Source organism: Serratia sp. FDAARGOS_506 (genome assembly GCF_003812745.1).
Taxonomy (GTDB): Bacteria; Pseudomonadota; Gammaproteobacteria; order Enterobacterales; family Enterobacteriaceae; genus Serratia.
In genome coordinates, this window is record NZ_CP033831.1 from 2797422 (window position 1) to 2819887 (window position 22466).

24 protein-coding genes are annotated in these 22466 nt (G+C 60.8%); 9 read left to right on the top strand and 15 right to left on the bottom strand.

Features of this window, described 5'->3' with window-relative positions; genetic code table 11:
- Positions 1-190 precede the first annotated feature (190 nt).
- The 5 genes from yajD to lsrK form a co-directional block, all read right to left on the bottom strand.
- On the bottom strand, positions 191-532 hold the full coding sequence (gene yajD, locus EGY12_RS13620) for an HNH nuclease YajD (protein WP_004939576.1): 342 nt from the start codon (positions 530-532) through the stop codon (positions 191-193).
- Positions 533-586: 54 nt separating this feature from the next.
- Positions 587-1048: a GNAT family N-acetyltransferase gene (locus EGY12_RS13625; protein WP_123894143.1), complete on the bottom strand. Its 462-nt coding sequence runs from the start codon at positions 1046-1048 to the stop codon at positions 587-589.
- A 53-nt stretch (positions 1049-1101) separates the two neighbouring features.
- Positions 1102-1995 (bottom strand): LysR family transcriptional regulator, encoded by an 894-nt coding sequence (locus EGY12_RS13630; protein ID WP_123894145.1) that lies wholly within the window; start codon positions 1993-1995, stop codon positions 1102-1104.
- Between the two features lie 59 nt (positions 1996-2054).
- The gene (locus EGY12_RS13635) at positions 2055-3239 is read right to left on the bottom strand and encodes an MFS transporter (RefSeq protein WP_123894148.1); all 1185 of its coding nucleotides are present in this window, start codon (positions 3237-3239) and stop codon (positions 2055-2057) included.
- Positions 3240-3460: 221 nt separating this feature from the next.
- The gene (gene lsrK, locus EGY12_RS13640) at positions 3461-5026 is read right to left on the bottom strand and encodes an autoinducer-2 kinase (RefSeq protein ID WP_123894149.1); all 1566 of its coding nucleotides are present in this window, start codon (positions 5024-5026) and stop codon (positions 3461-3463) included.
- A gap of 192 nt (positions 5027-5218) precedes the next feature.
- Here lsrK and lsrG point away from each other — a divergent pair, with 192 nt between their 5' ends.
- From lsrG to EGY12_RS13655, 3 genes are all read left to right on the top strand, one after another.
- On the top strand, positions 5219-5512 hold the full coding sequence (gene lsrG / locus EGY12_RS13645; protein WP_048233020.1) for a (4S)-4-hydroxy-5-phosphonooxypentane-2,3-dione isomerase: 294 nt from the start codon (positions 5219-5221) through the stop codon (positions 5510-5512).
- An 87-nt stretch (positions 5513-5599) separates the two neighbouring features.
- The gene (locus tag EGY12_RS13650) at positions 5600-6505 is read left to right on the top strand and encodes an EamA family transporter (RefSeq protein WP_123894151.1); all 906 of its coding nucleotides are present in this window, start codon (positions 5600-5602) and stop codon (positions 6503-6505) included.
- Between the two features lie 83 nt (positions 6506-6588).
- Positions 6589-7179: a LysE family translocator gene (locus EGY12_RS13655; RefSeq protein ID WP_123894152.1), complete on the top strand. Its 591-nt coding sequence runs from the start codon at positions 6589-6591 to the stop codon at positions 7177-7179.
- Here the strand turns inward: EGY12_RS13655 and EGY12_RS13660 are convergent.
- The gene (locus tag EGY12_RS13660) at positions 7155-7982 is read right to left on the bottom strand and encodes an AraC family transcriptional regulator (RefSeq protein ID WP_123894154.1); all 828 of its coding nucleotides are present in this window, start codon (positions 7980-7982) and stop codon (positions 7155-7157) included. The genes EGY12_RS13655 and EGY12_RS13660 overlap by 25 nt on opposite strands.
- Before the next feature lie 69 nt (positions 7983-8051).
- Between EGY12_RS13660 and EGY12_RS13665 the strand changes: the two genes are divergently transcribed.
- A complete protein-coding gene (locus EGY12_RS13665; RefSeq protein ID WP_123894156.1) occupies positions 8052-8270 on the top strand; it encodes a hypothetical protein in 219 nt (72 codons plus the stop codon).
- Between the two features lie 9 nt (positions 8271-8279).
- On the opposite strand, the gene EGY12_RS13670 is transcribed toward EGY12_RS13665, so the two are convergent.
- Together EGY12_RS13670 and amyA are read right to left on the bottom strand one after the other, a co-directional pair.
- Positions 8280-9128: a PA4780 family RIO1-like protein kinase gene (locus EGY12_RS13670; RefSeq protein ID WP_123894158.1), complete on the bottom strand. Its 849-nt coding sequence runs from the start codon at positions 9126-9128 to the stop codon at positions 8280-8282.
- 120 nt (positions 9129-9248) lie between these two features.
- Positions 9249-10739: an alpha-amylase gene (gene amyA / locus EGY12_RS13675; RefSeq protein ID WP_123894160.1), complete on the bottom strand. Its 1491-nt coding sequence runs from the start codon at positions 10737-10739 to the stop codon at positions 9249-9251.
- 499 nt (positions 10740-11238) lie between these two features.
- On the opposite strand from amyA, the gene EGY12_RS13680 reads away from it, so the two are divergent.
- Positions 11239-12144, top strand: coding sequence for a helix-turn-helix domain-containing GNAT family N-acetyltransferase (locus EGY12_RS13680; protein WP_123895595.1), 906 nt, complete (start codon positions 11239-11241; stop codon positions 12142-12144).
- 84 nt (positions 12145-12228) lie between these two features.
- Positions 12229-13527: an SLC13 family permease gene (locus EGY12_RS13685; protein WP_123894162.1), complete on the top strand. Its 1299-nt coding sequence runs from the start codon at positions 12229-12231 to the stop codon at positions 13525-13527.
- On the opposite strand, the gene dapF is transcribed toward EGY12_RS13685, so the two are convergent.
- The 3 genes from dapF to EGY12_RS13700 form a co-directional block, all read right to left on the bottom strand.
- Positions 13502-14377, bottom strand: coding sequence for a diaminopimelate epimerase (dapF, locus tag EGY12_RS13690; protein ID WP_123894164.1), 876 nt, complete (start codon positions 14375-14377; stop codon positions 13502-13504). The two genes, EGY12_RS13685 and dapF, sit on opposite strands and share 26 nt — an antisense overlap.
- Positions 14378-14491: 114 nt before the next feature.
- Positions 14492-14749, bottom strand: coding sequence for a YdgH/BhsA/McbA-like domain containing protein (locus EGY12_RS13695; protein ID WP_004939517.1), 258 nt, complete (start codon positions 14747-14749; stop codon positions 14492-14494).
- A 193-nt stretch (positions 14750-14942) separates the two neighbouring features.
- Positions 14943-15200 carry a DUF1471 domain-containing protein gene (locus tag EGY12_RS13700; protein WP_123894166.1) on the bottom strand — a complete coding sequence of 86 codons (258 nt, stop codon included), beginning with the start codon at positions 15198-15200 and terminating at the stop codon, positions 14943-14945.
- A 176-nt stretch (positions 15201-15376) separates the two neighbouring features.
- Between EGY12_RS13700 and EGY12_RS13705 the strand changes: the two genes are divergently transcribed.
- Complete coding sequence (locus EGY12_RS13705) at positions 15377-16021, top strand: TetR/AcrR family transcriptional regulator (protein WP_049201030.1); 645 nt, start codon at positions 15377-15379, stop codon at positions 16019-16021.
- Between the two features lie 812 nt (positions 16022-16833).
- Here the strand turns inward: EGY12_RS13705 and EGY12_RS13710 are convergent.
- The 4 genes from EGY12_RS13710 to EGY12_RS13725 form a co-directional block, all read right to left on the bottom strand.
- The gene (locus tag EGY12_RS13710; RefSeq protein WP_049201028.1) at positions 16834-17652 is read right to left on the bottom strand and encodes a MetQ/NlpA family ABC transporter substrate-binding protein; all 819 of its coding nucleotides are present in this window, start codon (positions 17650-17652) and stop codon (positions 16834-16836) included.
- 19 nt (positions 17653-17671) lie between these two features.
- A complete protein-coding gene (locus tag EGY12_RS13715) occupies positions 17672-18340 on the bottom strand; it encodes a methionine ABC transporter permease (RefSeq protein WP_123894168.1) in 669 nt (222 codons plus the stop codon).
- A complete protein-coding gene (locus EGY12_RS13720; protein WP_123894170.1) occupies positions 18333-19358 on the bottom strand; it encodes a methionine ABC transporter ATP-binding protein in 1026 nt (341 codons plus the stop codon). The genes EGY12_RS13715 and EGY12_RS13720 overlap by 8 nt, the downstream gene beginning before the upstream one ends.
- A 271-nt stretch (positions 19359-19629) precedes the next feature.
- Entirely contained in the window at positions 19630-20073 is a 444-nt protein-coding gene (locus EGY12_RS13725) for an acetyltransferase (RefSeq protein WP_015377088.1), read from the bottom strand.
- A 241-nt stretch (positions 20074-20314) separates the two neighbouring features.
- Here EGY12_RS13725 and EGY12_RS13730 point away from each other — a divergent pair, with 241 nt between their 5' ends.
- Both EGY12_RS13730 and EGY12_RS13735 read left to right on the top strand, forming a co-directional pair.
- The gene (locus EGY12_RS13730) at positions 20315-21187 is read left to right on the top strand and encodes an oxygenase MpaB family protein (RefSeq protein ID WP_123894172.1); all 873 of its coding nucleotides are present in this window, start codon (positions 20315-20317) and stop codon (positions 21185-21187) included.
- Positions 21188-21350: 163 nt separating this feature from the next.
- Positions 21351-22454, top strand: coding sequence for a suppressor of fused domain protein (locus tag EGY12_RS13735; RefSeq protein ID WP_123894174.1), 1104 nt, complete (start codon positions 21351-21353; stop codon positions 22452-22454).
- The last annotated feature ends 12 nt before the right edge of the window (positions 22455-22466 follow it).

The window sequence follows — 22466 nt, forward strand, 5'->3', positions numbered from 1 at the left end:
AACAACTCGCGAACAATATGCACCAACTGCGGCGGCTTGCCAAGCCAGTATGTCGTTAACTGCGCAGCTTATTTTGCGGGGAATTGACCGGATGGGTAAGTAGGAATTCTCTGGGAAGTGGCGGAGCGAATGAGAGATTTGTTAGTTTAACAGCTTAATAAGTTAGTGGCTTATTAAGCTGTTGGTGGGATTATTTCTTCATCATCGCCTTCAGGTTGGCGAACGGGTTGTGGGTGGCGACGCCGATGTCTTTCTGCGCGTCTTCACCGGCCACCACCGTCGAACCGTATTGATCGGCTTCGGTGTATTTCGAGTGCTCGTGGTCGTGGCAATACAGGCACAGCATTTCCCAGTTGCTGCCGTCTTCCGGGTTGTTGCTGTGATCGTGATCGATGTGGTGCACCGTCAGCTCGCGCAGGTTGGAATACACGAATTCGCGCGAGCAGCGCCCGCACACCCAGGGGAACAGTTTCAGCGCTTTTTCGCGGTAGCCGGTTTCCAGCTTCGCATAGTTTTTGGGGATATAGGCCATGGTGGTCGTCCGTCGGGAATCAATATGCGGCAAATAATACCACAGTGCGTGCGGCTACAACGTGCGGCTCATCACCGTGACGGCCTCGCCGGCGACCTGGCGTTGCTCTAGAGGGCGCCAGCCGAGTTTCTGATACAGCGCCTGCTGATCGGGCGTGTACAGATACAGTTCGTCTACGCCCTGAGCCCGGCTATGTTCGATGCAGTGCGCGATCAGGTTACGGGCAATGCCTTGGCCGCGGTGCTGCGGATGAGTGAAGACTTCGCTCAGCCAGTATTGGCGTTCCGGTTTATCCGTTAATTCATACAGAGTCACGCTGGCGGTGCCGACGATCTGTTGCTGCGGCGACAGCGCCAGCAGCACGACGCCCGGGCGATCGGGCGCGCAGCGTTCAGCCAGCCGCCGGCTGATGATGTCGCGGCTGCTCCACTGCGCAAAGGCGCCCCATTCCTGGTGAAGCAACGCGGCCAGTTCGTCAATGCGCCGGCGATGGGCGAGCAGCGGTTCGATGTGCATAGTTTGCCAATATTTTATAGTCAGGGAAAAAACACTCTAGCCTAAGCGGCCGGCTAATGAAACGTCTCCACCGCCCAATCGATGAACGCCCGCAGCTTGCCGCTGAGGTGGCGATTGGACGGATAGACTACGTACATCTGCTCTGGCGGCGGCTGCCAGTCGTGCAGCAAGCTGACCAGCTCGCCGCGTTCGAGGTGCGGCTGCGCCATAAACCGATAGATCTGGATGATGCCCAATCCGGCCAGGCTCGCGGCCAGCAGCGCGTTGCCTTCATTGATGCTGACCGGGTAGCGCTGTTGGATGGCGATCTCTTTGCCATGTTCGACATAACGTTGCGGATGGATGCGGTCGTTGACCGGATGGCGGTAGTGCACCATCGGAAAACCCTGTTCCAGATCGCACGGGTGTCGTGGGGCGCCGTGGCGCGCCAGGTAGGCCGGGGTGGCGCAACTCACCCAGTCCAGATCGAACAGGCGGCGTGCGATCAGGCTGGAATCGGCCAGCGGGCCGCTGCGGATCACGCAGTCGGCGCTGTCGCTAATGAGATCGATAACGCGATCGCCGATGCTGAGATCGATCTGTATCTGCGGATAGCGTTCCAAAAAATCGGGCAGCGCCGGCAACAGCAGTTGGCGGGCAGTGCCGCTGCCGGTATCGATGCGCAGCACGCCCTGTGGAGAACTTTGCGATTCGGTCAGGCAGCCTTCCATCTGCTCCAAATCCGCCAGCCATTTCACCGTATTCTGGTAATAGCATTCGCCTTCGCGGGTGACCGACACGCTGCGGGTGGTGCGCTGGAACAGTTTGGTCTGCAGGTGATCTTCCAGGTTCTGGATCAGCTTGGTGACCGTCGCTTTCGGCATGCCCAGCGAATCGGCGGCGCGGGTAAAGCCGCCGGTTTCCACGACGCGGTTAAATACCCGGATAGCGAGCAAATGATGGTCCATAGGTTCTCAACGCCATGCCCCGGCGACGGCCGAGGCATGTTTCTGCAGATAGACAATGATTAACACTGTTTAGCGCCAATCGCGCCGGAGCGCAAGCTGAGGCCGAACACCAGCGTGGCGGAAAGGATCAGCGCGCCGCCGAACAGCATGGCGCTGCTGACGCCCTGCCAGTCCACGACTTCACCGCCCAGCAGCGCGCCGGAGGCCAGCGCGATCTGGATGACGCACACCAGCAGTGCCTGGCCGGCTTCCGGTGCCTGCGGCACCGCGGCGAACATCCAGTTGGTGGCGCACACTGGCACGGCGCCAAAGGCCAGCCCCCATACCAACACCATCAGCGTGGCACCGGCGAGACCGCTGAGCAGCGGCGAAACGATCAAAATGCCTGCCAGCATGGCGGCGATCAGGATGAAGGTGGCGCGCAGGCTGTGTTCCGCCAAACGTTCGCCGAGGAAGGTGCCCAACAGGCCGATGGCGCCATAGGCCAACAGCTGCAGCGAGATCGCCGACGGGCTGAGGACGAACACCTGTTGCAGCAGAGGCCGCAGGTAGGTGTAGGCGGCGAAGTGGCCGACGAACAGCAACACGATAGCGATCAGGCCGATGCGTGCCATCGGCAAGCGCAGCGGCAGCACCAGATCGCGCGGCGTGACCGGTCGGGAAGGCGGCACCGACGTGAGTAAACGCAGCTGCGCCAACAGCACGCCGACCGCCAGCGCCGCACCGCCGAAGAAGGCGGCACGCCAGCCGAACAGATCGCCGATCAGCGCCCCCGCAGGCACGCCGCACACCGCACCGACCGAGATGCCGCTGAGGATCAGCGCGGTGGCACGGCCCTGGCTGGCTTCCGGCACCAGGTGGCGGCCATAGTTGGCGGCGAACGACCAGAAGCCGCCGACGCAGATGCCCAGCAGCACGCGGCCCAATAGCATCATCGGGAAGTTGACGGCCAGCGCCGCCACCAGGTTGGAGACGATCAGCAGTAGCGACAGCCCCAGCATCAGCAGGCGCCGATCCAGCCGGCCGGAGGCCAGGCTCAATACGGGGGCGGCCACCGCCGCCACGATACCGGGCATGGTGACCATCAGCCCGGCGGTGCCGGTGCTGACGCCGAGCGAAGGCGCGATGTTGGTCAGCAGGCCGATCGGCAGAAACTCGGTGGTGACCATGACAAAACAGGCGACCGTCAGCGAGAAGATCGCCGGCCACGGGGATGATGCAGGTTTATCTTTATTATTCAGCATAATGCCGCTCGTCTTGGGTGAATGCACAGGCCGCGCTCAGGGCACGGCGTGACCGAAATCACAATCTACGGCAGGTCGAAGCCGTGAATAAATCCGTTTGCGGTGGTTACACTGTTTCTGAGGGGAAACAATTGCCGGCGGCGAGTGAAAACGCGGCTTGCGCCGCGCCGAAGGGAAAGGAATAAAACGGCATAAGGTTATGATGGAATGCCGTGTGGTGTTTACAGCCCCGGTGCTTTCCATAGCGAGGTAGTCAGGCCGTTATCCACCAGCGTCAGCTGATCGGCGTAGACCTGCCGCCAGGTTTCTTTCTGTTCCTGATACAGCGCGTGGTGGGTCATGTCAGGCTGATGCTCGCGCTCCCAGCGCACCAGGCGCTCGCCGGTTTCGGCCAGCGACTCGTACAACCCGGCACCGACGCCGGCGGCGATAGCGCAGCCCAGCGCGGTGGCTTCTTTCACTACCGGCACCCGTACCGTCAGCCCGGTGACGTCGCTGAGGATCTGGCTCCACAGCTTGCCTTTGGCACCGCCGCCGGCGAACACCAGCGAGCGGGCCTGCACGCCGGAGAAGGCGGCGATCTGTTCCAGATTGCAGGCGGAGACGATGGCGGCATTCTCCTCCAGCGCGCGGAACAGCGTCTGTTTATTGCAGCGCTCCGGATCGATAGACATGTTGATAAACGACGGCGCGGCGTGATACCAGGTTTTGAAATGCATGGCGTCGGAGAAGATCGGCATCACGCCGTAGGCGCCCGGCGGCACCCTGGCCGCCATCTCTTCCAGCAGGCTGTAGGCGTCGACCCCCAGCCGCTCTGCCAGCAACTTTTCTTCCGCGCAGAAGGCGTCGCGGAACCAGCGCATGGTCAGGCCGGTAAAGAAGCTGATGGATTCCGCCTGAGCCATACCGGGAATGACGTGGGGATTGATGCGAATATTCATTTCCGGATCGATGGCCGGCTCCGGCAGATTGACGATCTGCTGCCAGAAGGTGCCGCCGAGCACCGCCGTTTGTCCGGCGTGCACGATGCCAAGCCCCAGACTGCCGAGCTGCACGTCGCCGCCGCCCATCACCACCGGCGTGCCGCGGAGCAGCCCACTCTCCTGCGCCGCCTGTTCGGTGATGCGCCCCAGCACGCTGCCGGTCTCTTTTACCGGCGACAAGATATCGGCGCGCAGCCCGGCCATGTCGAGCAGTGCCGGCCGCCAGTCGCGGCTGGCCAGATCCAGCATGCCGGTGGTGCCGGCGTTGGAAGGATCGACCGCCAGCTCGCCGCTCAGCATGTTGGCCAGCCAGTCGCTGATCATGGTCAGCGTCGCCGCCTGGCGGTAAATGTCCGGCCGATGGTGTGCCAGCCACAGCAGACGCGGCATGGCGCTCAGCGCCAGCGTCTGGCCGGAATATTGGTACACCTCGCGTTCGAAACCGTAGTTGTGCAGCTCTTTCAGTTCGCTGACTTCGTGGCTGGCGCGCGCATCAACGTTGGCGCAGGCCCAGATCGGCACGCCGTTACGATCGTACAGGACGATGCCTTCACGCATCGAACAGCAGGCCACCGCGCGTATAGCCTGTGCCGTCAGCCCGGCGCGCTGCAAGGCCTGGCGGATGCACTGGCAGGCCAACTGCCAGTTGCGGCTGAGGTCAAATTCCATCGAGCCGGGCACGCCCGGCACCGCCAGGTGTTGCCACTCCGCCTGGCCGTGCGCGATCTGGTTACCCGCCAAATCGAAGATCACCGCGCGAATGCTGCCCGTTCCTGCGTCCAGCGACATCAAATAGTTATCCATAGCCTATGCTCTCAGGGGGAGGAGTGTTAACTATAGATGCCGCTGCCTTACCCCGCCGGGGGAGAAACAGGCATCGCCGGCGCGATTTGTGAGCCAGACGGCAAAATTGCCGTTGCGGCGGGCAATCGACGGGAATAAACCTATGGTTGGAAAGAGTCACTTTACGGTGCACCGTTTAAACAAGGAGTTGCCATGCACGTCACTTTGGTTGAGATCAACGTTAAACAGGACAAGATCGACGAATTTATCGAAGTTTTTCGCGCCAATCACCTGGGGGCTGTCGAAGAGCCGGGCAACCTGCGCTTCGACGTACTGCAGGATGAGCATATTCCAACGCGGTTTTACATCTACGAAGCCTATCGCGACGAGCAGGCGGTGGCGGCGCACAAGCAGACCCCGCACTACCTGCAGTGCGTGGAGAAGCTGGAAGCGCTGATGACCGGCCCGCGCAAGAAGACCACCTTTATCGGCCTGATGCCTGAATAATCGCCGGCGTTTGTCGGTGTCCATACGCCCGGTTTGGTTGTAACCTGCAAGCTAAAGCGAATTTTCAATGGGATAAGCGGGGCGAGGATGACATTGCGCGATCGGCTGTTGGCGCTGTTGGTGGTGGTGATCTGGGGCGTGAATTTCGTCGTGATCAAGTTCGGTTTACAGGGCATGCCGCCGTTTCTGCTGGCCGGGATGCGTTTTTTGCTGGTGGCGTTGCCGGCGATCTTCTTTATCCCGCGCCCGACTATCCCCTGGAAATGGCTGCTGCTGTACGGCATGACCATGAGCTTCGCACAGTTCGCGTTTCTGTTCGTCGCCATCAAGGTGGGGATGCCGGCGGGGCTGGCTTCGCTGGTGCTGCAGGCGCAGGTGTTCTTCACCCTGCTGTTGGGTGTCGTGCTGATGGGTGAAAAGCTGCGCGTCAACCATTTCGTCGGCATCGCTATCGCCAGCGGCGGCATGCTGGTGCTGGCGCAGGCCAGCCTGCATAAGCCGGGCAGCGGTGCGGTCCCCTTGGCGGGCCTGCTGCTGACGCTGGCGGCGGCGTTTTCCTGGGCGCTGGGCAACCTGACCAACAAGAAGATCCTGGCCGGTTTCCCGCAGCGTAATATTTTATCGCTGGTGGTGTGGAGCGCGCCGATCCCGGTCGTGCCATTCCTGGTCTGCAGCTGGCTGTTCGACGGCCCGCAGGCGGTGCTGAGCAGCCTGAGCCATGTGCAGGTCGGCACCTGGCTGGCGGTTGCCTACCTGGCGTTCGCCGCCACGCTGTTCGGTTATTCGGTGTGGGGCAGCCTGCTGGGGCGCTATGAAACCTGGCGCGTTGCGCCGCTGACGCTGCTGGTGCCGCTGATCGGGCTGTTCGCCGCCTGGCTGCTGCTGGACGAAGCGCTGTCGCCGGCGCAGTTCGGCGGCGCATTGCTGGTGCTGGCCGGCATGGCGGTCAACACCTTCGGGCTGCCGCGCCGCCGGGCGGCGATCGCGCGTTAAACCGAACAGGGCAATTCTGTTCAATACGTTGTCGGCGGCGGTCGGCATTCTGACACCTGTGAATTCTTTCTCAGGTGCCCATCATGAATATCTACCTTTCCATGGCCGCGTTTGCGCTGGCGGCCTCCATTACCCCCGGCCCGGTCAACATCGTCGCATTGAGCGCCGGGGCGCAATTCGGCTTTGGCGCGACCCAGCGCCACGTGTTCGGTGCCACGCTGGGGTTTACCCTGTTGCTGGTGCTGCTGGGATTAGGCATGCACCAGTTGCTGATCCTGTGGCCGGCGCTGACCCGCTTGATTCAGTGGGCCGGCGTGGCTTTTCTGTTGTTCATGGCCTATCGGCTGGCGTTTGACGACGGCCGCCTGGGCAACGGCGCAGCGCGGGCGCCTTCCTGGCGCTACGGCGCACTGATGCAATGGCTGAACCCTAAGGCGTGGCTGGCATCGGTAGCCAGCCTCGGCGCCTTTGTCGGCGATGGCGATATGCTGTTGCTGTGGCAGTTCGCCGGGCTCTACTTCGTGATTTGCTATGCCTCGGTGGCCTGTTGGGCCTATGTCGGCGCGATGCTGCGCGGCCTGCTCAGGCAGGCGCGCAACGTACGGCGTTTCAACCGCGCGATGGCGCTGCTGTTGGCGGCCAGCGCCTGCTATCTGCTGGCGGAGGGTTTTTGATACTGCCCCGGCGTGGCGGCCAGCAGCTGCTTGAAGGTGCGCTGGAAGTGCGCCTGATCGGCAAAGCCGCTTTCGCTGGCGGCCGCGGCGATCGGCAGGCCGCTTTTCAACAGCCGATGGCCGTGCTGCACGCGGCGATTGACCAGATAGGCGTGCGGCGTCATGCCGTAGCGCTGGCGGAAGGCGCGGATCAGGTAAGAAGGGGACAGCGCGGCGGCGCGGCAAATGTCGTCCAGCGTCAGCGGCCGGGTGCAGTGCGCGTCGATAAACGCCGCCGCCGCTTCCAGCCGGGTATGCGACGGTGTCTCCGGCTGGCTGACATCGCCCAGCCCGAGCTGCAGGGCGCTGAAATACTCCACCATGGCGATCTGTTTTTCCAGCGCGCAGCACAGCGGATCCGTCAGCAGCGCATAAAGCCGGTTCAGGCCATGGAACAGCGCCGGATCGCGGCTGAGCGGCTGGCTGAACGGAACAAAACGGTCACCGTCGCCGCCGAGCAGCTCTTGCTGCAGTGCGCCGAGCCAGGCGAGATCGAGATAGAACATGATGTACGACCAACGGCGATCGGCAATGGGGTTGCAGGCATGCGCCTGCTGCGGGTTGATGACAACCAGATCGCCGGCGCTGACCTGCATGCGCTGCTCGCCGTTCACATAGGTGCTGACGCCGCCGGTGATGGCGCCGATGGAAAAGAATTCGTGGCTGTGCAGGCTGTAGCACACCTGGCGGCCATCCGCGATGGCGCGGGCTTCGACGAACGGCAACTGCGGATCGCGCCAGAACTGCGGCGTTTTTTCACTCATACGCTTTCCTTTTCACTGCGGCGGCATCACAGTGTTATAGCCTGAAAGCGACGAGAGGGGGAATGGCGGATGATGATTTTTAACGTGTTCGGCCGTCTGCTGGGGGTGAAACGCATTGGGGACGAATGGCGGCTGTTCCGCGTGACGCTGCCGGAGCACAAGTATGCTCCCAGCTACGATATCGTGCTGCCGGCCGATCTGCATGAAGAGGAGATCGCCGGCTATCTGGGGGATATTTATCATGAGGCGGCGACGCCGCAGTGGCCGGACGTGTTTCGCATCGAATAGCGCGGCGCGTTACTCTTCCGCGTTGCGCGCCATCATACGGCGTTGATGTTCCTCGCCGGCGGCCTGGATCTCTTCCAGTACCGAGCCGACGTCGGCGCGCTTCTGGATTTCGCTGAACCGGCCGCTGAGGACGCTGTCCGGCGTCAGGTTGCCTTCCTGATACAGCGCCCAGATCTCTTTAGCGTATTGGCTGTCGCGCAATTCCGGCGCGAACTGGCCGTAATACTCCGCCAAATTGTCGATATCGCGCTCGAACATGCTTTTGGCGTGGTTGTTGGCGGCGGCGTCCACCACCTGCGGCAGATCGATGATCACCGGCCCGTCTTTATCCATCAGCACGTTGAATTCCGACAGGTCGCCGTGCACCAGCCCGGCGCACAGCATGCGCACCGCGTAATTCATCATCAGGGCGTGATCGGCGCGCGCCTGTTCCGGCGTCAGGATGACATCGCTCAGGCGCGGCGCCACCAGGCCTTCTTCGTCGGTGATCAGTTCCATCAGCAGCACGCCGTCCAGGCAGAGATCCGGCTGCGGCACCCGCACCCCGGCCTTGGCCAGCAGATACAGCGCGTCCACTTCGGTGTTTTGCCAGGCTTCTTCCTGCTGCCGGCGGCCGAATTTGGAGCCTTTGCTCATGGCGCGCGCGTCGCGGCTGTTGCGCACCTTGCGCCCTTCCTGATAGTGCACGGCCTGCTTGAAGTTGCGCTTTTCGGCCTCTTTGTACACTTTGGCGCAGCGGATCTCATCGCCGCAGCGCACGATAAACACGTCGGCTTCTTTGCCGCTTTTCAACCGGCGGATGACTTCGTCGATTAATCCGTCATCAACCAGCGGCTGGAGTCGTTTTGGAATTTTCATGCAGCCTTGTACCCTATTTAGGCTCCGGTGTGAATGGCTTGCGCAGTTGATAGCGTAAGTTAGACCCGAAAGGCAAACATTAGTTTTGCCGCCGCGTCATCATTACGCGGCGGCGGGCGTTCACAGGCTGTCGGCCGGAACCCAAACGCTGACGCTGCCGGCGTTGACCGGGAAGTGGGCGCTGCCCTGGTCGTCGGTGGTGATTTCCTCCTGACGGTTGCCGAGGAAATCACGCCAGGTGGTATGAGCCAAATCGGCGCCCAGCGTGACCGTCTTGCCGCTTTCGCCACCGTTGGTCAGCACCACCACGCAGCCGGGGGCCTCGGCGGTGCCGGCGCGGCTGAAGGCCACGCAGTGGCTGTCGTCGAAGTAGTCGGTTTGCGGGCCGTTGGCAAAACGCTGGCGGGCGGCGATCAGCTTCTCCAACTCCGGGATCGCCGGCATGTCAATCTGGTATTCGCTGCCGTCGCGCCCCTTGTCGCGGTAGCTGGCGCCATACAGGTCGGGGTAAAACACGCAGGGCACGCCCTGTTCGCGCAAGAGGATCAGCGCGTAGGCCAGCGGTTTGAACCAGGGTTCCACCGGCGCTTCCAGCGATTGCAACGGCTGGGTGTCGTGGTTGGCGACCAGCGTCACCGCGTGGGCCGGATCGGCGGCGGTCAGGGTATCGGTGAAGATCTGCGCCATGTCGAAGCCGTCGCCCTGTTTCGACGCCTGATGAAACTTCAGGTGCAGCGCCACGTCGAACAGCATCACCTTGCCGTCCACCAACTCGATGTATTGTTGCAGCGCGCTCAGATCGTGCGACCAGTATTCGGCGACGATAAACAGGTCGCGCTGCGCGCTGGCGCGCACGTGATCCGCCCATTCTTTGAAAAACCAGGCGGGAATGTGTTTGGCGGCGTCCAGGCGGAAGCCGTCGCATGGCAAGGTTTCCAACAGCCAGCGCGCCCAATATTTGAGTTCCTCCGTCACGGCGGTATTGCGGAACTCCACGTCGGCGCCCATCAGATAGTCGTAGTTGCCTTTTTCATCGTCGACCTGATCGTTCCAGCCGTCGTCGCCATAGTCGTTGGCGATTTTGAATATCCCCTTGTCGTCCGGCTGCTCAACGTAGTCGACGCCGCTGAAGCATTTGTAATCCCAGATAAACTCGGAATGCGCGCCCTGACGGCCGGGAAAGGTGAAGCGGGTGTAGGCCAGCGCGTCGAAGCCCTGATCGTCGATGTCGTTGCGGTTGTTGGCGTCCACCTTGAACACGTGTACCTGTTCTTTCTCGTCCGCACCGAGCTTGTGGTTGAACACCACGTCGTAGAGCACCCCCACGCCGTGTTCGCGCAGCGTATGGGCGGCGTGTTCGAGCGCCGCCTTGTCGCCGTATTTGGTCGCCACGCTGCCTTTCTGGTCAAATTCGCCGAGATCGAACAGATCGTAAGTATCGTAGCCGACGGAGTAGCCGCCGGAAGCGCCCTTGTAGGCGGGCGGCAGCCACAGATCGGTGATGCCCAGTTCGGCCAGGTGCGGGGCGCGCTCGGCGGCCTCCTGCCACAGTTTGCCGCCGTCGGGGTAGTACCAGTGGAAGAATTGCAGCAGGGTGATTTTTTTCGTCATGAGCCAGCGTCCCGGTTAGCTAAAAGGAGAGGAGCAGTTAAAGCATGGGCTACTTTTGGCAAAAGGGACAATGGCGCAGGGAGGCGCGCGAAGGCAGACATAAATATGTAACCGACGTTGACGGGATAGCGATTGAGTTGTTGCTATCAAGTTTTTTCGTTCTAATTTTTATCTTTTAAATTTCAAATGAATACTTATTTTGTTTTTTGGTTTGCCAACCTTTGTTGTTTTTGCGTTCATTTTTATAGATTTTTTATTTCAATTTTTAACTTTGTTTTGATTTTTAATTTTATTAACTTGCAATTAATTGGTGGTAAATGCTGTGGTATGAAATATTTTGACATGTCCAGGTGCCGGATTGGTTATTCATTCGCAATTGTTTATGCGTTATCGTTATGTTCGAAAATAGGTAACACTATCAACCAATAATCCATCCAGCATAGCTGAAGGTGGGAGAACAGAGGAGCATAACGCCGTGAACATCAGGGATTTCAGAGCATTGGCGCGCAGTTTGGTCAGAGAATTCGGCATGTTGAACAAGCAGAGCAACGGCTCGCGCTTTTCGCCGCTGCAGATCCATCTGATGATCGAAGTCAGCGAGCAGCCGCTGGGCGTCACCGAACTGGCGGCCCGGCTTTGCATCGACAAGGCCAGCGCCAGCCGGGCGCTGCGCAGCCTGGTCGCCGCCGGCGTGATAGAAACGGTGGATCATCCGGATGACAAGCGGCACAACCTGCATCGGCTGAGTAAAAAGGGCGGCAAGGCGCTGGCCGGCATCGAGAGTGACGCCGACGGTTTTATGCAGGCGGCGCTGGCGCAGTTGGATGACGATGAGCTGGCGAGTACCACTGCGGCGATGAAAAAGATGACCGCGGCGCTGCGCAGCGCGCGCAAACAGCGCGACGCCAATCTACGGGTGCGGCCGATCGCCGAGCGCGACGATGCGGCGATGGCGGCGATCATTCGCGACGTGTTTCGCGAGTACGGCATGGACAAGATGGAAGGCATCAGCCTGCACGATCCGGATCTCGATCGGCTGACCGGTCTGTATCGCGACAACGGCGGCCACTACTGGGTGCTGGAGCGGGACGGGCAGGTGGTGGGGGGCGTCGGCGTGGCGCCGCTGGCGGGCGAAGAGCCCGGCTATTGCGAGCTGCAGAAGCTGTTCTTCAAACCCGGCGCGCGCGGGCTGGGCATGGCGCGCCATATGGTGGTGCAGGCGCTGAAGGCGGCGCGGGCGGCGGGGTATCGCTATTGCTACCTGGAAACCACCGAACAGTTGAAAGAGGCGATCGGGTTGTACCACGCGCTGGGGTTCACACTGTTGACGGAACGGCGCGGCAACACCGGCCATCACGGTTGCAACGTGTGCATGCTGAAAAATCTGAAGAACGACGATATGTGAGCGGTTTCAAGGTTAGCGCCCGCACCTTGTGTCACCCTATTAACCGTTTGATAACAATCACAACGTCTTATCAGGGAGGAAACTATGTTGGGGGATCCGATGGCGCTGTCCGCGCTGGTCACGCTGGTGGTCATCGCGCTATGGGCCAGCGCCCGCTTACCGGAGTATTTGGTCGCGCTGTTGTTCTTCGCGGCGGTGATGGTGTTGCAGCTGGCGCCCGCCGCGGTGACCTTTTCCGGTTTCGCGTCTTCCGCATTCTGGCTGGTGCTCAGCGGTTTTGTGCTGGGCACCGCCATCCGCAGCACCGGCTTGGCGGATCGCCTGGCCAACCGGCTCTTGCCGCACCTGGCCGGCTCCTGGCTCCGCCTGGTGGGCGGCGTGGTGGCGATAAGCTACGCGCTGGCGTTCGTCATGCCTTCCAACATGGGGCGCATTACGCTGCTGATGCCGATCGTCATGGCGTTGGCCGAGCGCGCCGGTTTGGCGGAGGGCTCGCGCGGCCGCATCGGTTTGGCGCTGGCGGTGGGGTTCGGCACCTTCCAGCTCTCCGCCAGCATCCTGCCGGCCAACGTGCCCAATCTGGTGATGAGCGGCGCGGCGGAAAGCGCCTACGGCAGCCACTTCGCTTATCTCTCTTATCTGCTGTTGCACGCTCCGGTGCTCGGGATCGCCAAAGGCGCGCTGCTGACGCTATGCATCTGCGGCCTGTTCCGTGCGCGGCCGCAACCGGTGGCGGCCGAGGCGGCGCAAACCCCGCTCAGCGCTGCCGAATGGCGGCTGATCGCGTTGTTGGGCGCCACGGTGTTGCTGTGGATGACCGACAGCTGGCACGGCATCGCTCCCGCCTGGATAGGGTTGGCGGCGGCCTGTTTCTGTCTGTTGCCGCGTATTGGGTTTCTCAACGGCGAGCAGTTCGCCGCCGGGGTTAACGTGCGTACCTGCATCTATGTGGCGGGGATCCTGGGCTTGACCGCGCTGGTCAGCCATTCGGGGCTTGGCGATCGGCTGGGCGGTGCGCTGCTGGCGATGATGCCGGATCTGCATGGCAAACCGTTCACCGCATTCGGTTCGTTGGTGGGGATCGCCGCATTGCTGAATTTCGTGGTGACCGCCAACGGCGTGCCGGCGCTGTTTACCCCACTGGCGCAGGCGTTGTCCGCGGGCAGCGGCTTGCCGCTGCTGACGGTGCTGATGACCCAGGTGATCGGTTACGCCACGCCGCTGCTGCCGTATCAGGCTTCGCCGATCGTGGTGGCGATGGGGATGGGCAAAGTGCCGGCGCGTGAAGGGTTGAAGCTGTGCCTGCTGTTGGCCGCGCTCAGCTTTGCGCTGCTGGTGCCGTTGGACTATCTGTGGTTCAGGCTGCTGGGGTGGATCCCGTAAACAGCCCCGCGCCGCCGGCAAAGCAGTCTTCGTCCAACGTCAGGGTGGCGATTTTATGCACCGGTCCGCGCATGCTGACCTGAAAATCGCCGCTGAAGGCGATCTGCAGTTCGCCGCCCGGCATCCGCACGCTAACCCGATCGCCGACTCGTCCCAACTTGCGCATCACGCTGGCGGCGGCGCAGCTGCTGCTGCCGGAGGCGAGGGTAAAACCGGCGCCGCGCTCCCAGATGCCGATACGCAGCGTCTGGCGATCGACTACTTCCACCAGTTGTACATTGGTGCGTTTCGGAAACAGCGGATGGCGTTCAATCTGCGGCCCGAGCCGATGCACCTGCGCCAGATCCAGTTTTTCCACCGGCACCACGCAGTGCGGGTTGCCCATCGACACCAGCGAAACGCTTAACGTCTCCTCCATCAGGGGCAGCGGATAGTTCAGCGCCTCCGGCAGATCGATCAAGGCCGGCAGCGCCGCCGGGCTGAAATTGGCGCGCCCCATCTCCACGGTTATCTGATGCGCATCTTCCGCCACCTGACAACGTACGTCGCCGCCGGCGGTGTGCACCAGAAACGGCTGATGCCCCACGCGCTCGCTGTCGAACAGATACCGCGCGTAGATACGCAGGCCGTTGCCGCTTTTCTCCGCTTCGGAGCCATCCGGGTTGATGATGCGCAGGGTGGGATTGACGGCGTCGCCGCTGTCGATCAGCAGGCCGTCGGAACCGATGCCGTAATGCGGGTGGCACAGCAGGCGGATCTGTTCCTGGCTCAGGCGATCGGCAACCGAACGGTGGCATACCAGATAGTCGTTGCCCAGACCGTGATATTTGTGAAACAGCAGGGGAGTCATGGCGTTGCTCGGCTCAGCGGGAAGGAGGTTGCTACAGCTTACAACAGAACGTAGGCGTTAAAGCAAACAAAAGGCGGCCTGAGCCGCCCTTTTGCGCGATTGCCGGTGTGGCAATTAATTGTAGATGATCGCGGTACCGTGCAGTTTGTTGTCGCCGGTGGTGGCGATGATCTGGAAGGATTTGGCGCCGGCTGCATCGGCTTTGGCCGCCAGTTTGTTTTCCAGGCTGCTCAGGTCGGAAGCACCGCTGACGGTGACGACGCCGGCTTTTTGCAGATCGGCCGGTTGAGCGTTGACCAGTTCGGCGGCAAAGCTGCCGAAGGAGACAGAGGCAAGTGCGATAGCAGCGATGGTCATTTTCAGGTTTTTCATGGTCTTATTTCCTATCTTTGTTCTTTACGATGTTTGTTTTGTAAGGTCGTTAAATTAATTAACGATCGATAATTTAATGTTAGATGCCGGTTTGACGGATTGCAAGTATTTTTTTAATGCTCGTTAATTAATTTTTTTTGACGCCCTGGCGTCGGGAGCTGAACTTCTCGCGATCCGCTGGTTTAATGCTTTGTTATTGATAGATTTCTGCGGTGCCATGCAGTTGGTTGTTACCGCCGGCGCCGATGATGCGGAAGGATTTTGCTCCTGCTTGATCGGCTTTAGTAGCCAGGCTGCTTTCCAGCGAGGTCAGATCGGATGCGCCGCTGACGGTGATGACGCCGACTTTCTGTTGGTCAGCCGGTTGGCTCCGAACTAAATCGGCCGCGAAGCTGCCGAAGGAAACACTGGCCAGAGTGAGAGCTGCTAAGGTTAATTTTAAGTTTTTCATGATGTTATTTCCTTTCCGATAACGGTGAACAGAAGATTTTAATCCGCTTCGCTAATTTATCTTAACGATCGATAACTAAATGCTAATAGGTTCTCGACGAGGGCGCAATATTTTTTTATAATGATCGTTAAGTTATTTGTGCTAACCCTGCTGTGGAGCGGGATAGGAGAGGAACGATGAGCATCAATGAAACGGTCTGCGGCAAAAAAAGCCGCGGCAGACCGAAACAATTTGATCGCGACCGGGCGCTGGAAAGCGCGCTCGATCTGTTCTGGCGGCACGGTTATGAAGCCACCTCGCTGGCCGATTTGGTTGAAGTGACCGGTGCCAAGGCGCCGACGCTGTATGCGGAGTTCGGCAACAAAGAAGGGATGTTCCGCGCAGCGGTGGAGCGTTATCTGCAGAAATATACGGTTTGCGCTAACCAAATGCTGGAGCAGGATCTGCCGGTGGCCGAGATCGTCGAAGCCTACGTGCGTTCTTCCGCCGAAGTGTTTACCGATCCCGACACGCCGTCAGGCTGCTTTATGGTATGCGCCTCCGCTGCGCTGTCGTCCGCGTCTGACGATGTCGCCCAGATGCTGCGCAGGAAACATCATGCGCAGGAAGCGGCGCTGAAGGCCTGCTTCGATCGCAAGGTGCAGCAGGGCGAATTGCTGGCGAAAACCGACACCGCGCTGCTGGCGAAATACGTGATTTGCACTATTGAAGGCATGTCGGTACAGGCGCGCGAAGGGGCAAGCCGGAGCGATCTGCTGCGGTTGCTGGAGGCGTTGATGCTGGTGTGGCCGCGGCTCAGCCAGATTGGCAATAAGGTGTAACAACCGGCCCGGCTTTTACCGCAATGCTGATCAGTTAGCGTTTTTCTGCAGGCGTTCGTGACATTTTCGGTCGATAAAAGTGAGATGCCCCATGTGGCTCCTGCACCTCGACCGAGCCAGGGGCCGAAGGCGCGGCCCCTGGCAACCCGCGCCTTTGCCCTATCAGACGGTTGGCTTTGCCAACTTTACTCAGCCCATCCCTGGGCCTCGCCCCTTCGGGGCCGCTGCAAGCAGCGTTCAAATCTGCTCCAGGCAGATTTGTCCTATCTCCGCCATAGCGCATTGAGGCCGGTTGCGACAGGCGTCCCTGCCTGTCTCACCTGAAACCGCCGTCCATGGCGGTTTCTCCTAATGCGCTATGCCTGCGTTCGGCGTCTTCAAGGGCGCCCAACACCGCGCTCATCTCCAACTTCTCTACCAGAACCTCATAAGCGACAGATTTCCCGGTAGCAGCCAGCTCAGGTGTTGACCTTTGGCGCGCATCACCGGCTGCCGAGCAAGGCGGCGTTGTCAGGGGCAACCGGCCAGGGAAGGCCGGTTGAGGCGAGACTAACAGGGACGTTTGTCGCAGCCGACCCGCCCGACAACGCAGACGCGGCGAGGGTATCCGCGTAGCGGACAGACGGTGTTAAGCGAAGGCGCGGGTGGAGGGGCCGCGCCATCGGCCCCTCCAATTGCCGTTCATATTGGCCACAGAGAAATGCGGACATTTACGGCAATTCCCCTGCACAGAACGCCCAGAGGCTGGATAAAAAAATGCCACTCAGGCTTAAGTGAGCGGCATTGCGGCTTTTACCGGGCCGTTTAACCCATTACTGATTGACCGGGATCACCGCGCCCTGGTATTTCTCGCGGATAAAGTCCTGAATCGGTTTGGAGTGCAGCACCTTGACCAGCGCCACGATCTCCGGCTTGTTCACATCGGCCTTGTGCACGGTGATGATGTTGGCGTACGGGTTATTTTCGCCGCTTTCGACCGCGATCGGATCTTTGGTCGGATTCAGCCCGGCGTCGATGGCGTAGTTGGCGTTGATCACCACCGCGTCGCCTTCGTCGTTGTTGTACATCTGCGGCAGCAGCGCGCCCTCAACGTTGGCCTGGAACTTCAGGTGTTTCGGGTTTTCCACCACGTCGGTGATGCGCGCGTCCACCTTGCTCACCCCCGGCTTCAGCTTGATCACGCCTTCCCGTTCAAAAATAGACAGAATGCGGCCTTCTTCCGCCACCGCGTCGCGCATGATGATTTTGCCGTTTTCCGGCAGGTCTTTCAGGCTTTTGTACTTCTTAGAGTAGATGCCGATAGGCTCAATATGGATCGCGCCGGCGCTGACGAAGTCGTAGCTTTTGTCGTCGGCGTGGTCTTTCAGCACCGAGTTCAGGTAAGGCACGTGCTGGAAGTAGTTGGCGTCGATGTCGTGGCTGGCCAGCGCGGTGTTCGGCAGGATGTAGTCCTGAAAGCGCTTGATCTGCAGATCGATGCCTTCCTTCGCCAGTATCGGCTTGGCCTGTTCGAGGATCTCGGCGTGCGGCACGTTGGAGGCGCCGACCACCAGCTTGGTCGCTGCCGTGGCGCCAAAAGAGGCGAGGGTGGCGACGGAGGCGAAAGCCAACATCAGTAGGTGTTTTTTCATCATCGTTTTCCTTGGTTAATTAACGTTTATCGAGCGTTCTTGTTAGGGTGTCGCCGATGAACTGAATGACGAAAACGATCAGCAGAATCGTCAGCGTCGCCACCAGCGTCACGTCACTGTGGTTGCGTTGGAATCCTTCCAGATAGGCCAGGTTGCCCAGGCCACCGGCGCCGATCACTCCGGCCATCGCGGTGTAGCTCACCAGCGCGATCAGGGTGACGGTGATGCCGGAAACCAGCGCCGGCGAGCTCTCCGGCAGCAATACGCGGAAAATCAGGGTGCGGTTTTTGGCGCCCATCGAGCGCGCCGCTTCGATTACCCCTTTGTCGACCTCGCGCAGCGCGATCTCCACCAACCGGGCGTAGAACGGCGCCGCGCCGACGATCAGCGCCGGCAGGGCCGCGTCCGCGCCGAGAATGGTGCCGATCAGCGACTTGGTGAACGGGATCAGCAGCACGATCAGGATGATGAACGGAATGGAGCGGAAGACGTTGACCAGTACGGAGATCAGCGAGTAGACCGTCCGGTTTTGCAACAGCTGGCCCTTCGAGGTTAAAAACAGCAGCACGCCGAGCGCGATGCCCAGCACCAGCGTGGCCAAACCGGCGATGCCGGTCATGTACAGCGTTTCCCAGGTGGCGTCCCACAGTTGGTCCAGACGCAGGTGGGGGAATAGGGATTCAATCATGTTGGATAACCTCGACGGCGATGTCTCTTTCGTGCAGCAGGCTGAGCATGTCGGCGACTTGTTGTTCGTTGCCTTCGGCGTGGATGTACAGTTCGCCGAACGAACCGTTGAGGGTGTGGCTGATCTTGCCGTGCAGAATGTTGATGGTCAGGGCATAGCGCCGGATCACTTCGGAGATTACCGCCTGATGGGTTTGCACACCGACGAAGGTCAGCTTGAAAATCGCCCCCGGCAGATGAGCGGTGAGCAGCGGGTTGAAGCTCTCTTCGGTATCCGCATACTGCGACACCTGTTTGACGAACTGCCGGGTGATCGGCTGCTGGGGCCGGGTGAACACGTCGATCACCGGGCCTTCTTCGACGATGCGGCCGTTTTCCATCACCGCCACGCGGTGGCAGATTTTGCGCACCACGTGCATCTCGTGGGTGATCAGCACGATGGTCAATTTCAGCTGGCGGTTGATGTCCAGCAGCAGGTCGAGAATGGCGTCGGTGGTCTGCGGGTCGAGCGCCGAGGTGGCCTCGTCGCACAGCAGCACGCTCGGGTTATTGGCCAGCGCGCGGGCGATGCCGACGCGCTGTTTCTGGCCGCCGCTGAGCTGCGACGGGTAGGCATCTTCGCGCCCCTGCAGGCCGACCAGCGCGATCAGTTCCGCCACGCGCGGCGCAATCTGCGCCTTGGGCACGCCGGCGATCTGCATGGAAAAAGCGATGTTTTGGCTGACGGTGCGCGACCACAGCAGGTTGAAGTGCTGAAACACCATGCTGATTTTCAGGCGCGCCTGGCGCAGGTGGCTGCCTTTGGCGCGGGCGATATCGAAGCCGCCTACGTCAATGCGGCCGCTGGTGGGCGTTTCCAGGCCGTTAAGCAGGCGGATGAGCGTGCTTTTGCCGGCGCCGCTGTAGCCGATGATGCCGTAAATTTGCCCGGCCTCTACCGCCAGACTGACGTTGTCTACCGCCACGACGCGGCCCTGTGTGCTGTCAAAAGTTTTGCAAACGTTCGAAAGAACGATCATAGCGAAGCGGATCCTTATCGATACTTCACAGCATTCCGTCCAGAGCGCGGTGCGCCGGGCAGAGATCGTTCGGCTTTTCTGCGGGGCACAACCCGGCGGGGAGTGGCGGACGGAACCTCTGTTGCGGGTGAATACCGGGCAATCCTACCGAGGGTTTATAGTGACAGGAAGAATGTAAATTCTATTACTTATTCTGATTTGATATATAAAACGGCGGGTGAAACAAGCGGGAGAAAACCGGCCGCAGGGCGGCCGGCGGGAGGGCTAAGGGCTAGCGCTTGTCCAGCTTCATGTGCAGCAGCGGGAACGGGTTGCCCTGGCCGTCAAGCGGCGAGCGGCCGGTGATGACAAAACCGTAGTGGCGGTAGAAGCCGCTGGCCTGTGGGTTTTGCTCGTTCACGTCCAGCTGCAGTTCATCGTGCAGCGTTTCCGCGTGGGTCAGCAGCGCTTTGCCCACCCCTTTACCGCGCTGATCGGCGTCGATGAACAGCATCTCCACCTTGTTGCCGTTCAGGCCGATAAAGCCGCAGGGATGCCCTGGCCGCTCTTCGGCCACCCAGACGTTAACCGCCGGCAGGTAGTCGTTCAGCACCAGCGGGAACAGCTGCGCGATGTTGTCTTCGGTTAAAAAATGGTGAGTGGCGCGCACCGAACGCAGCCAGATATCTGCCAATTGCGCGTTGTCTTCCGCCGCGCGTGCTCTGATGGTAATCATCGAACTCTCTGCTATCTAAGTTGAAGGAAAAAAACTAGATAGAGGTTTTGTGGGGTTAGTGCCGAATTAACGTGGGTTAACGCCCTGCAAAGCGCCTCTGCAGTGGATCGAATAGGCCCGCCTTTTTGCAAGCGGTATAATAACTGTAATTCAGTAAGTTAATGCTTTCAACCGCCGCAGGGCACAATGGGGCGCCCGGCGCGTGATACACTGGCCGCTGAGTGAGCAAGAGGGCAGCAGGATGGAAGCGGTACGCGCAGCGATAGAAAAACAGGTGCTCAGCCTGACCGGGCTGGCGCTCGGCGGCGTCGATTTCGAAAATCCGCCGGGCGATCCGGGGTTGTTCGGCCCGCAGTCGGTCATTTGGCAGGTTCACCGCGATTTCACCCCGATGCTGTGCGGCGGCGTCAGTGCCTTGCTGCTGCAGATGCTGCACCCGCTGGCGCTGGCCGGAGTGTGGGATCACTCCAACTTCCGCGAAGATATGATTGGCCGCCTGCGCCGCACCAGCCAGTTCGTGTCGGTCACCACCTTCGGCCCGACCGCCGAGGCGGAGCGGCTGATCGCCAAAGTCAAAGCCATCCATCTGCGGGTGACCGGCGTCGGCAGCGACGGCACGCCTTATGCCGCCAGCGATCCGGCGCTGCTCACCTGGGTACATGTGGCGGAGAGCAGCCGTTTTCTGGCCAGCCACCTGCGCTACCGCAACCCGCATCTTTCCCGCGATTTGCAGGATCAATACTACCGGGAAGCGGCGCGCGTGGCCGCCGCGCTGGGGGCGACCGCAATTCCTCAGTCCTGCGCGGAGGTCGAAGAGTACCTGCAGGCAATGCGGCCGCAGCTGGTCTGCGATGAACGCACTCGAGAGGTAGCGCGCATTCTGCTGAATGCGCCGGCGCCGAGCGCATTGGCGCGCCCGCTCGGCGGGGTGGTGATGCAGGCGGGCATCGATCTGTTGCCAGACTGGGCGCAACGGCAGTTCGGTTTTCATCCGGGCGCGCTGCGGCGGCGGCTGGTGCGAACGGGTGCCGCAGGCCTCGGCAAAGTGCTGGGCGCGTCGATGCGCAACGGTTCCTATCAGCGCGCGGTACGGCGCATCACTCAGCCGTCGTGAGCCATAGCCGCTATAATTAGTCTTTGTTTATCTTCGTTTACGGACGCTTTTGAGACTTTTACGGGTGATCCGGCCAGTAATGCGTTTTACACTTGGGGGCAAAGCCACATTCCATTTTTGGCGCGCAGCCGATTCTGCCGCGCCCTGACCCTATTGAGGTGATATGAACGAGTCATACGTACTTGCTGAAGTCAGCAATGAGAACCAGACGCTGGTTGCGGTGGTTCAGCAAGATCACCGGGCAGCCTATTTTTATATCTATCCCGCCGAAGCCTACAGCGATCGCTATCAGGTGCGCGCCTGCTGGTTGCGTAACCTGGCCGCCGCGCCGCTGCAGGAAGATCGCGCCGCGCTGGAACAAGGGCAGCCGCCGATGCTGGCGGCGGAGTATTGCCGCAATCTGGAGGGCGAAGCGCCGCTGAACCCGGAAGGGCTGATGGTGGTGTGGAGCGAAAGCGATGATGGCGCGGCCCTGTGGTATTACGGCCAACTGCTGGCGGTGATCCCCGGCTGGAGCCTGTATATCGACCATTCGGTGTGCTATTCCGCCAGCTGCATCAAGGAGAGCCCGTTGGCTTATCCGCTCGGTTCGGCCTCGACCAACACCCAGTATGCGCAGGCGGAGAGCACTCGCCAGTTCTGGCGCAGCTGGCAGCGTGAAGAGGGCAATCCGTGGCCGAAGATGCAGCGCGATTTTCAGGCGCGCTATGAGTCGCATTTTGGCCCTTCGGTGAAGTACTACGCCATCGATCAGGGCAAGTGGCCGCCGATGGCCATCACCCAGCACGAGCGCGACGGCATCTATTACTTCCTCACCATGGGGGTGAGCATTCGGCCGATGCCGTGGGTGGAGATCCTGTTCAACGACGAGGCTTCGCGCTATCGCCGTATGGAGATGGCGATCGCTATCGACAGCCAATACATGACTGAAGACAACGCGGTGCAGATGGCCAGCGCGCTGGCCGGTTTCGCGCACGCGCCGTGGGCGCGGCTGACCTGGATCGGCGAAGGGCATACGCTGGAGTCGGACGTGGCGCCGTTGGGCTACGAGGGCTATATTTTGTCGTCGTCCTTCTACCCGCATAACGCGCAGCTGACTCTGCCGCAGCAGTACGGCGATCCGGTGAACCTGTTCTGGGCCAGCCCGGTGTTTACCGCCGAGCGGCAGCTGGCGCACGCCACGCCGAACGGCGGGCACGATCTGGTGAACCGGCTGCGCGAGCAGGGCGTCGACCATATTTTCCGCCCGCGCCAGCCGGTGTGCTGACGCCACTTATCT